Here is a 2,036-nt window from a genome sequence, read left to right on the forward strand (position 1 = left end):
AAAATAGGCTTTTCGAGGGTAATTCTTGTTTTAATTCTCCATGTACGCAGTCTTTAAAAGCCTCTATTTCGTTCCAAGACACGATTAAGAGTGGCTTTTAGGCTAAGTATAATTACTTATCGCGTAAGTGAGATGCTCCCGAAGGCACGAAGGCAATGCCTTCGGCATCGCACTGAAAAAAGCTCCCCACTTCCCCAACACTGAATAATAGGTTCCAATCTCAGTGATCTGTGCTACCATTCGGGGTAAATTCAAGCGATCTCCAGACACCTATGAGCAAGGTTCTCGTGTTGAATGCCTCCTACGAACCGCTAAATATTACCAGTTGGCGGCGTGCGATCGTTTTATTGTTGAAAGGAAAAGCTGAATCCCTAGAACATAACGGAAAAGTGGTTTGTCGTGACTTACCCCTACCTTCTGTTATCCGTCTTAGGCAATACGTCCGTGTTCCCTACAAGGAAATTCCTTTAACCCGTCGTAATATCCTCGAACGAGATCATCACACTTGTCAATACTGTCTCTACCGAGGTGAACAATTAACCATCGATCATGTGATTCCCCGTTCTCGCGGAGGGGGTGATACCTGGGAGAATTTAGTGGCGGCTTGTGTGCGTTGTAATGTGCATAAGGGCAATCGTACACCAAAAGAGGCCAATATGTCCCTACGCGCCCAGCCGCGTCGTCCCTACAGCAGTCTCCACTTTGAGCTATTAAAGCACACCAGGGAGAATCACAATCAGGAATGGCGTAAATATGTCATCGGCATTTAGGGTGAAAAAGGCATGGTGAAACCAAGACCAAAATTGATTCCCATGCCATTATTATTAGTCTGGGTGCGAGGATTGGCAACTCCCGTGCCTAGATAAACCGCACAACCGCGACAGGGGGTATTGACTCGGTAGCGCACCGCCATGGGATCATTGGGATCAGTGATAGTTACTCCCTGATGGTTTAAATCTTTAATTAGATTGGTAACGGGTTTGAAAAAATCGGCGCTGGGGGGTTGACTTGGTTGCAGTTCTAGGGTTTGTTCTTGGGAAGCAAGAACGATTTCCGAAGCGATAACTAGCAGCAGAGAGGTAGTTAAGCCAAATAAACCCAGATTATTTTTGATCTTCATCTTTTTTATCACCGAGAGATTGTTAATTTCTTCTGGTGAGAATTCTAGCGTTTTCTCACCAGAAAGGAACCTAATCAGTAAAAAAAATTTACTGATTTCTACCATACTTATAATAAGCGGCACAAGCACCTTCACTAGAAACCATACAAGTGCCGATGGGATGTTCGGGAGTACAAGCAGTCCCAAATACTTTACATTCCCAGGGTTTTAAAACACCTTTAAGAATTTCGCCACACTGACAAGCTTTGTGATCTTTAACGCGCTGATTGGGTAAAGTAAATTTCTTCTCCGCATCAAAATTACTGTACTCATCTCGCAGTTTTAAACCTCCTTGAGCAATTTCTCCTAAACCTCGCCATTCAAACTGATCCCGCAGTTCAAAAACTTGGTCGATTGCCGATAAAGCGACTCTATTTCCTTGATTTTGTACCACTCGATCATACTGATTTTCGATCTCACATCTCTGCTCATCTAATTGTTTTAATACCATCCAAATTGATTGGAGAATATCCAAAGGTTCAAACCCAGAAACTACCACAGGTTTATGATATTCTTGGGCAATAACTTGATAGGGTTCTGTGCCAATTACCATGCTAACATGACCGGGACCAACAAAACCGTCTAACTGTAGATCTGGGTTATCTAACAAAGCTTTCAGAGCGGGAATAATCACCACATGATTAGAAAATAAACTAAAATTAGTGATGCCATCTCTTTGGGCTTCTAAAACAGTTAAAGCTGTGCTAGGAACGGTTGTTTCAAAACCTAATGCTAGAAATATTACTTCTTTATCGAGATTTTCTCTGGCAATTTTTAAGGCATCGCGAGGAGAATAAACCATGCGAATATCATCACCTTTTGCTCGTGCTTGCAGCAGACTCAAATGGGAACCGGGGACACGCATAGTATCGCCAAA

3 protein-coding genes are annotated in these 2,036 nt (G+C 42.9%); 1 reads left to right on the forward strand and 2 read right to left on the reverse strand.

Translation table 11 applies throughout. The features are described from left to right. Positions 1-272 precede the first annotated feature (272 nt). The gene (locus PX484_RS16750) at positions 273-770 is read left to right on the forward strand and encodes an HNH endonuclease (RefSeq protein ID WP_004163691.1); all 498 of its coding nucleotides are present in this window, start codon (positions 273-275) and stop codon (positions 768-770) included. Here PX484_RS16750 and PX484_RS16755 read toward each other — a convergent pair. Then, complete coding sequence (locus tag PX484_RS16755) at positions 767-1,120, reverse strand: hypothetical protein (protein ID WP_043997667.1); 354 nt, start codon at positions 1,118-1,120, stop codon at positions 767-769. The genes PX484_RS16750 and PX484_RS16755 overlap by 4 nt on opposite strands. 88 nt (positions 1,121-1,208) lie before the next feature. After that, positions 1,209-2,036, reverse strand: an 828-nt coding sequence (hypD, locus tag PX484_RS16760; RefSeq protein ID WP_288104833.1) for a hydrogenase formation protein HypD, incomplete at its 5' end; no start/stop codon positions are given.

The sequence above is a fragment of the Microcystis sp. M49636_WE2 genome (genome assembly GCF_030065375.1).
In the GTDB taxonomy this organism is placed as follows: domain Bacteria; phylum Cyanobacteriota; class Cyanobacteriia; order Cyanobacteriales; family Microcystaceae; genus Microcystis; species Microcystis aeruginosa_C.